This window comes from Microvirga sp. P4_G7 (assembly GCF_056401005.1).
On the sequence record NZ_JBFUKD010000117.1, the window covers coordinates 1 to 7,878 of the forward strand.

Annotated in this window: 12 protein-coding genes; 4 read left to right on the plus strand and 8 right to left on the minus strand. The window is 63.4% G+C overall.

From position 1 onward, the window contains the following. The 3 genes from AC1DT3_RS07710 to cobT all read right to left on the minus strand — a co-directional run. Window positions 1-382 (minus strand): enoyl-CoA hydratase-related protein (locus AC1DT3_RS07710; protein WP_477464668.1); only part of this gene is annotated, 382 nt, incomplete at its 3' end. Between the two features lie 61 nt (window positions 383-443). Next, window positions 444-965, minus strand: a complete 522-nt coding sequence (locus tag AC1DT3_RS07715) for a thermonuclease family protein (protein WP_477464669.1) — start codon at window positions 963-965, stop codon at window positions 444-446. A 2-nt stretch (window positions 966-967) separates the two neighbouring features. After that, entirely contained in the window at window positions 968-1,993 is a 1,026-nt protein-coding gene (cobT, locus tag AC1DT3_RS07720) for a nicotinate-nucleotide--dimethylbenzimidazole phosphoribosyltransferase (protein WP_477464670.1), read from the minus strand. 60 nt (window positions 1,994-2,053) lie between these two features. Here cobT and cobS point away from each other — a divergent pair, with 60 nt between their 5' ends. After that, on the plus strand, window positions 2,054-2,890 hold the full coding sequence (cobS, locus tag AC1DT3_RS07725; protein WP_477464671.1) for an adenosylcobinamide-GDP ribazoletransferase: 837 nt from the start codon (window positions 2,054-2,056) through the stop codon (window positions 2,888-2,890). Window positions 2,891-2,904: 14 nt separating this feature from the next. Further along, window positions 2,905-3,102 (plus strand): DUF1289 domain-containing protein, encoded by a 198-nt coding sequence (locus AC1DT3_RS07730; RefSeq protein ID WP_477464672.1) that lies wholly within the window; start codon window positions 2,905-2,907, stop codon window positions 3,100-3,102. On the opposite strand, the gene AC1DT3_RS07735 is transcribed toward AC1DT3_RS07730, so the two are convergent. Then, window positions 3,099-3,950: a sulfite exporter TauE/SafE family protein gene (locus tag AC1DT3_RS07735; RefSeq protein WP_477464673.1), complete on the minus strand. Its 852-nt coding sequence runs from the start codon at window positions 3,948-3,950 to the stop codon at window positions 3,099-3,101. The genes AC1DT3_RS07730 and AC1DT3_RS07735 overlap by 4 nt on opposite strands. 107 nt (window positions 3,951-4,057) lie before the next feature. Then, the gene (locus AC1DT3_RS07740) at window positions 4,058-4,576 is read right to left on the minus strand and encodes a MarR family winged helix-turn-helix transcriptional regulator (RefSeq protein WP_477464674.1); all 519 of its coding nucleotides are present in this window, start codon (window positions 4,574-4,576) and stop codon (window positions 4,058-4,060) included. A gap of 71 nt (window positions 4,577-4,647) precedes the next feature. Here AC1DT3_RS07740 and AC1DT3_RS07745 point away from each other — a divergent pair, with 71 nt between their 5' ends. After that, window positions 4,648-5,082 (plus strand): VOC family protein, encoded by a 435-nt coding sequence (locus AC1DT3_RS07745; RefSeq protein WP_477464675.1) that lies wholly within the window; start codon window positions 4,648-4,650, stop codon window positions 5,080-5,082. Between the two features lie 47 nt (window positions 5,083-5,129). Here the strand turns inward: AC1DT3_RS07745 and dusA are convergent, their stop codons facing one another. Next, window positions 5,130-6,176, minus strand: coding sequence for a tRNA dihydrouridine(20/20a) synthase DusA (dusA, locus tag AC1DT3_RS07750; RefSeq protein ID WP_477464679.1), 1,047 nt, complete (start codon window positions 6,174-6,176; stop codon window positions 5,130-5,132). Between the two features lie 148 nt (window positions 6,177-6,324). Here dusA and cueR point away from each other — a divergent pair, with 148 nt between their 5' ends. Next, a complete protein-coding gene (gene cueR, locus AC1DT3_RS07755) occupies window positions 6,325-6,780 on the plus strand; it encodes a Cu(I)-responsive transcriptional regulator (protein WP_477464676.1) in 456 nt (151 codons plus the stop codon). Window positions 6,781-6,927: 147 nt separating this feature from the next. Here cueR and AC1DT3_RS07760 read toward each other — a convergent pair whose 3' ends face one another. Then, window positions 6,928-7,545, minus strand: a complete 618-nt coding sequence (locus tag AC1DT3_RS07760; RefSeq protein WP_477464677.1) for an urease accessory protein UreE — start codon at window positions 7,543-7,545, stop codon at window positions 6,928-6,930. A 68-nt stretch (window positions 7,546-7,613) separates the two neighbouring features. After that, a partial coding sequence (locus AC1DT3_RS07765) for a tRNA-specific adenosine deaminase (protein WP_477464678.1) occupies window positions 7,614-7,878 on the minus strand: 265 nt, incomplete at its 5' end.

A 7,878-nucleotide genomic window follows, 5' to 3' on the forward strand; every position in this document is an offset into this window, starting at 1 on the left:
CGGCAACGACGATATCGCAGGCGAGCGCAATGTTCATGGATGCCCCGACGGCCGCACCGTTCAATGCGGCGATCGTCACCTTCGGATACTTCGACAGCGTGYGGACAAGTGGATTGTAATCCCGCTCCAGCGGCGGGCCGAGATCGATGCGCCCCGAGGCATCTTTCGGCACGTCCTCGGTCAGATCCTGTCCCGACGAAAAAGCCCGTCCCTCTCCAGTCAACACGACGACGCGGATGGCTTCGTCTTTTTCGAACTGGGCCAGCGCCTCGCGCAATTCCGCATGCATCGTCGCATTGAGGGCGTTCAACTTGCCGGGCCGCGCCAGTGTGATCGTCGCGACGGCGCCATTTGTAGCGAGACGTAATGTGGTCAAGCTCATCCTCGAAGAACTCCTCTGTCGAAGTGAAGCATAGCCCGATCGGTCGCRCTGGCAAAAGGCGTCAGCGCGGGTTTGCTCGGCGCCATTCCTGCGGGGCTTGGAACTCACCCGCCCAGAGGCCGGCGCGGCTCAAGCGCGCCTTCGTTTCCTGCAGCCGATAATCGCCATAGGAGACGGCCAATCCATCCCCCACCAATCGACTTCCGAGGTCCTGCCCATCGACGCTGCAGAAGGCGAGAATGCGCTGATAACGATCGCGGCCGGAGGCCCGGCACGCGATCGACCGACCTCCAATGACCGACGCGAGTGCGTCGCGCGCGACCTCACCGCAACGATAGGTGCTGCCGTTCCGCCGGCATTCCTGGTGCAGTTCCGGTGCGTCGACGCCCTTCAACCGAATGGCGCGCCCATCCATGCGAAGCGTGTCGCCATCGACCGCATAGGCGCGGCCTACGATGTCCCTGCCATTCGGCTCGAACAAGAAGGTCGCGCCGACCGCAAGGGCAATGGCGAGTGCGAGGCTGAAGATACCGTGGACGCGCCCATTTCGCGGCAGGCGAGCGCGCGAGGCGACACGGTGCATGTTCAATGGAGTTGTTTCGCAACGCCCGCCTGATCGAAGGTGGCCATGTCGCGATGCGTCGCCGCTGCGGCTTTGACAAGCCCTGCGGCGAGAGCCGCCCCACTCCCCTCTCCGAGACGCATGCCGAGCGCCAGCAATGGAATTTTCCCCAACCGCTCCAGAACGTCGCGATGAGCGCCCTCGGCGGAGAGGTGACCAGCGATGCAATGATCGAGCGTCGAGGGATGGATGGCATGGAGGATCGCCGCAGCCGCGGTCGTGACGTAGCCGTCCAGAATGACCGGGATACGCTGCTGGCGCGCGGCGAGAATCGCCCCTGCCATAGCGGCAATCTCGCGTCCGCCGAGACGGCGCAGGATTTCCAGCGGGTCGTTCAGGTGAGCGCCGTGATGTTCGAGCGCCTCCTCGACGGCGGCGATCTTGCGCTTCAGCCCGTCGCCATCGACTCCCGTGCCGCGTCCAACCCAATGCTCGGCGGGGCCGCCGTAGAGCGCCGCATAGATCGCGGCGGCGATCGTGGTGTTGCCGATCCCCATTTCGCCAAGTGCGAGAAGGTCGGTACCACCGGCGATGGCCTCCATGCCGAAGGCCATGGTCGCGACGGTCGCCTTCTCATCCATCGCGGCATCCGCGGTGATGTCCTTCGTCGGCATGTCGAGGGCGAGATCGAAAACCTTGAAGCCGAGGCCGTAGGCCGCGCAGATCTGATTGATCGCTGCGCCTCCGGCGGCGAAGTTCTCCAGCATCTGGCGGTTGACTTCGGAAGGATAAGCGGACACTCCCCGCGCAACGACGCCGTGGCTGCCGGCGAAGACACAGACCAGAGGACGGTCGACGGACGGCTTCGCCTTGCCCTGCCAGGCGGCCAGCCACTCGACCAACCATTCCAGGCGACCGAGACTGCCTGCGGGCTTGGTCAACTGGCGGTCGCGTTCCCGAACGGCTTCGACGGCAGCTTCGTCGGGGCCGGGAATCGTGACGATCAGGCGGCGGATGTCGTCGAAGGGCGAAGAGGCGGCATCGGTCATGATAAGGTCCGGAAAAATAGGTCGCGCGACCTATAGCGGTGCTTCGGCACGGGGTGAAGCATGTTGAGTGGCGAGCAATCGAAGGCCGACAATCCCATGAGCACATGGCAGATCGCCCTGTGCAATCTTGCCGCTGCCCTGCGCTTCTATTCGCGCCTCCCGGTCCCCCGCTTGCCCTGGGAAACAGATCCCCATGCGGCGCCGGCCATTGACGGGATGGTGCGGACCGTCCCCGTCGCGGGGCTGATCATCGCCCTGCTGCCCGCGCTCGTTCTGGCAGGCGCCCTCTCTCTCGACCTCGAACCCTGGCTTTCGGCTACCCTGTCCGTCGCCGTCATGACCCTGATCACCGGCGCGTTCCACGAGGACGGACTTGCGGACATGGCCGACAGTTACGGGGGCGCCACGCTGGAACGCCGCCTGGACATCATGAAGGACAGTCGCCTTGGGTCCTTCGGCGCCTCGGCACTCGTTCTCGGCTTTTTCCTCAGGATCGGCGCCTTGGCGACGCTCGCCGCGCGTCTCGACACCGTCTCGGTCTGTCTCGCCATCGTGGCGGCCGCGTCTCTTTCACGGACGTTTGGCCTGACGCCACTGGTTTTCCTACCCCCTGCCCGTCTCGACGGCGCATCCCATGCGGTCGGCAGGCCCTCCCGCGAGGCCTATTGGTTTGCCGTGATCCTGGCCGCGGGACTGACCGCTCTGCTCGGCTGGTTCGGCGGTTTGACCCATTCGGGCGTCGCCTTGATGCTCGTCGGATCGGGCCTCGCCGGCGTGACCGCGACGCGGATCTCCGCGCGTCATCTCAAGGGGCAGACGGGAGATGTGGCGGGAGCTGCGCAGCAAGTGGCCGAGATCGCGTGCCTGCTCGGCCTCTTGATCGCGTCCCGTCCGTGACGACATAAGACACGATGAATCGTGCCTCCAGCCCCTGCATTCGCGTTTGTCTGATCGATGAGGAGACCGGCCTCTGCGAGGGTTGCGGTCGCACGCGCGAAGAGATCGGGACGTGGTACCGACTGAGCGAAGAAGAACGCCTCAAGATCATGGACGAATTGCCGGAACGGCTTCGAAAAGCCTTCGCAGATCAGGCTGGCGGAAACGATTAGTCGAAGAGACTGACGGCGAAGCGCGCGCAGACCAGAAGCAGGAAAATCCCGAACGCAACCTCGAGCCGGCGCTTGGACAGCGTATGGGCGAGACGCGCGCCGATCGGAGCCATCCACGTGCTCGTGGGCACGAACAAGGCGAGACCGATGAGCGAGATATATCCGATCGCCAACGGCGGCTGGAGCGCGACCACATCGGKGAACTCCGCGGCGCGCGGCCAGCCGGCATAGATGTAACCGATGGCGCCCGGAATCGAGATCAGCACGCCGAGACCGGATGACGTCGCAATCGCCTGGTGGATCGGGCGATTGTAGAAGGTCATGAAAATATTGGACAACTGGCCGCCGCCGATGCCCATGAGGGCCGAGAGGACGCCGATGAGCCAACCATAGGCGATCATGATGGGGCGTGCCGGCATGTCGAGACCAAAGCGCCAGGTATCCTTGCCGAAGAGCAGCCGCACCGCCGAGACGCCCGCGACGAGAACGAAAACCGCCTTGAAGAGGTCCGCCGGCGCGTAGCGGGCGACGAAGCTGCCAATGATCACGCCGACCACGACGGGCACGGCCCAGACGCGCAGGATCGACATGTCGACAGCTCCCTTGGCCCGGTGGGCGTTGAAGGAGCGGATCGAGGTTGGAATGATGATCGCGAGCGACGTCCCTACGCAGAGGGGCATGCGGACCTCGTCAGGCACGCCGACCAAGCGGAAAAGCTCGTAGAGGATCGGGACAGCCACGGCCCCGCCGCCAACCCCGAATACTCCTGCAAGGAGACCGGTGACCGCACCGGCCGCGAGAAGCGCAACCGCGAGCCAAGCCAAGTCGAACCAGGAAATGCCAAACATGATCGTGGGGTTCTCGTCTCAGGGCGGGGCCGCTGTTATGGAGCGGAGTGCCCGCCAAGGGCAAGCGCTTCGTGAGGATTACGGTGATGGCGGCATGCGTGTCATGATCACACGTCGCCCGCATCCTGCAGCGACAACGCGAGCTTGCGCAGGAGGTCAGTAAGTGTGCGCAATTCCGCCTCGTCGAGAGCAGCGAGGATACGTGCCTCGGCCTCCATATCCTTCCGGAATGCGGCTTCGGTGACACGACGCCCTTTAGGCGTGAGCTCTACGGGCAGACTTCGGGCGTCCTCAGCGGGTGAGCGACGGATGAGGCCGGAACGGGTGAGCCGTCGGAGCCGATCAGTCAGCCCGCCCGATGAGATCATGAGCGAGCGGTACAACTCGGTCGGGCGCAATTGATAAGGCGGACCCGACCGCAGCAGCGTCGCAAGCACGTCGAACTCGCCCGCGTCCAATCCCTGCTCTTCGAAGACAGCCTCGATCGTCGGCCGCGTGCGCGTTGTGATCCAGCGCGCCCGACCAAGGATCGCCATGCCGACCGTGTCGACATCGGGAAGCTCTTTCGCCCATTGCGCCTGTCCGCGATCGACGCGGTCCGGTTCGCCCTCCAGATGTCTTGACATCGAGATATATCGCCCCTTATTTATCTTGACGTCGAGATAACACCGTCTCGAGCTGATTGGAAGCAACCTCAATGTCCAAGATGATCTTTGTGAACTTGCCCGTGAAGGATTTGGCTGCCGCGACCCGCTTTTACGAAATGATCGGGTGCGTGAAGAACGAGCAGTTCAGCGACGACAAGGCGTCGAGCATGGTCTGGTCGGAGAGCATCTCTTTCCACCTGCTGACGCGGGAATATTTCGCGACCTTCACGCCTAAGTCGGTGGCGGACGCGCGGCAAACCAGCGAAGTGTTGATCGCGCTGACCCTCGATAGCCGCGAACAAGTCGACACCATTGCAGAAGCCGCGGCGGCGGCCGGCGGCAAGGCAGACATCCGCGAGCGGACGGATATGGGCTGGATGTACAACCGTGCTTTCGAAGACACGGACGGTCACGTGTTCGAGGCCGTGTGGATGGATGTCGCTGCTTTCGCCTCAGCGGGTGACCAGCAGGCCGAAACAGCCTGACCCCGCGTGAGGCTCGGCCGCCTACCGAGCCGTTGCGTCGGTTCCCGCTAAGCGGGAATTGGCTCCCCGACCGTCGCGCGATCGACCAGCGCGACAGCGTCACGCAGGGTGGTCAGATCGGCTCCCGCTTTGGTGGCGTCCGTCGACAGAAGCCGCCGATAGGCCCGCGCACCCGGACGGCCCGTAAACAATCCCAAGATGTGGCGCGTCATCGAATGAAGACGCACACCCTCGGCGAGCCGGGCGGCGATGTATGGTTCGAACGCTTGCAACGCCTCGAACGCATCCGCCACCGGCGGCGCCACACCGAAAATTTCGCGATCGACGGACAGCAATTGCTCCGGCTCGTGGTACGCCACGCGTCCGACCATCACGCCGTCCACGTGTCGGAGATGCGCTTTCACGTCCGCAATCGATCCGACGCCACCGTTGATGGCGATCGGCAAGTTCAGCCATGCCTGCTTCAATCGGTAGACGCGATCATAATCGAGCGGTGGGATGTCCCGGTTCTCTTTCGGCGACAGGCCCTGCAACCACGCTTTGCGCGCATGGACCGTGAGTTCATCGCATCCGGCGTCCACCACACTTGCGGTGAGTAGGTTGAGAGCCTCTTCGGTGTCCTGATCGTCCACGCCGATGCGGCATTTGACGGTCACGGGAAGGCGCACAGACGCTTTCATCGCCGACACGCATTCGCCGACGAGACCGGGCTCGCGCATCAGGCATGCGCCAAACCGGCCGTCCTGAACGCGATCCGATGGGCAGCCGACGTTGAGATTGACCTCGTCGTACCCGAAATCGGCGCAGATCCGGGCCGCCTCGGCCAATTCACGCGGATCGGAGCCCCCGAGTTGAACCGCCACGGGATGTTCGGCATCGTCGAAACCGAGCAAGCGCTCCCGCGGGCCGTGGATCACGGCACCCGTCGTCACCATCTCGGTGAAGAGCTTCGCGCGGCGCGTCATGAGGCGGTGGAAGAACCGGCAATGCCGATCAGTCCAATCCATCATGGGCGCAACACTGTAGCGAATGGAGTTCATTGCGAGCTTGGTCGAGTTCGTCCGGTGTTCATCTGCAGGGTCTTTTGCCCTTATTTTCCCTCGGGGAGCAAGCTGAGCCTTTTGAAAGAATGGCTGATCCGCTCCCAGATCCGCATGACGGGACCGAAAGCAAGGGCGCTGCCCTTGACCTTCCCATTATGGGAACCCTTATATCGATGACGTCCCTACGAGGAGGTTTGCCATGAATATCGGCGAGGCCGCCGCCGCGTCCGGCGTGTCGGCGAAGATGATCCGCTATTACGAGCAGACCGGCCTGATCAAGCCGGCCGCGCGCTCGGAGGCGGGTTACCGGGTCTATTCGGATAACGAGATCAACACCCTGCGTTTCGTGCGTCGGGCCCGGGATCTCGGATTTTCCGTCGACCGGATCGGCGATCTTCTGACGCTCTGGCACGACAGGAGCCGCGCGAGCGCCGACGTGAAGCAGATCGCGCTCGATCACGTCGAAGCGCTCGAACGCAAGATGCGGGAATTGCAGAGCATGGCGGAAACGCTCCGCCATCTCGCTCAGAACTGCCACGGCGATGGACGGCCCGAGTGCCCGATCATCGAAGGACTGGCGCATGCGACCGAAAGCAAGACGTGTCATGGGGAGCACGCTTCAGCGCCGAAAGAGAGATTCGGCCATCAAGCGTGAGTGCACCACGTGATGGTTGCGCGAGAGTGACGATCAGTACGTTTTGCCGACCGTCATCGCCATTCGAAAGTCCTCGTCGCTATCGATGAAGACCCGCCTCGGGTCAGGCGCCGACCGCGTGGTAGAACGAGATCAGGGCTGAGCGCCTCAGTGCTTGTGATCGTCGTGCTTGTGGTCGTGGTGCTTGTGGTCGTGTCCACATCCGCAGGCGTCGCCGTGGTCGTGCTTGTGAGCATGATCGTGGGAATGCGCATGCTCATGGTCACGATGATGGTCATGGTGATCATGATGAGCGTGATGATGACCGTGGTCGTCGTGACCGTGATCGTGCCCGCAATCGTGGATGCTGCGCTCCGGCTGAAACGGGCGATCGACCGGGCTTGCCGTGCACCCCTGTCCGCGCACCAGTTCCGCCAGCATCGGATCGTCATGGACGTAAACGGCGTCGGCCGTAACTTCGGCGAGCGCGTGACGTCCGCCGAGATGCCAGGCGAGGCGCACGAGGCGCAAGGGGTTCTCGGCCTTCACTTCGAGAAGCGGCTGCGGAGCGGCCTTCACCTGGATGAGACGCCCGTCCTCGAGTCGAAAGGCGTCGCCGTCATTGACCGTCGTGTCCATATCGAGATCGACGACAAAGCCCGTTCCGTTGCCCCCCGTGAGGTGGGCATGACGCTTGCTGCGGCCCGCGTAGTCGAGGGTCACCGTATCGATGATGCGATCCGCCTTGACGGCAGGTTTGCGGACGATTGTCGTGGCGCGGGACATGGTTTTCTCGATGAGCTTGAGAGGTTTGAGGTGTGGTAGCACTCCGCCCGGAACAAGGCCAGACGGCGCTAATACGCGACTTTGTCGGCCTTTTTCATCCAAGCCTCGAAAACGGCCTTCGCCTCTCGGGTGGGCATGTGGTCAGTCGGGACGCTGCGCTCGCCAATGGGCTTGGGAATTTCATCATAGAGAAACTTGTCGTCGAACCCGATCGCCGCGGCTTYTTCTCGCGTGTTGGCGAATACGATGCGTGAGACCCGGGCCCAATAGGCTGAGGCAAGGCACATCGGGCAAGGTTCGCAGCTGGCATAGAGCGTTGCGCCGGCCAGGGAG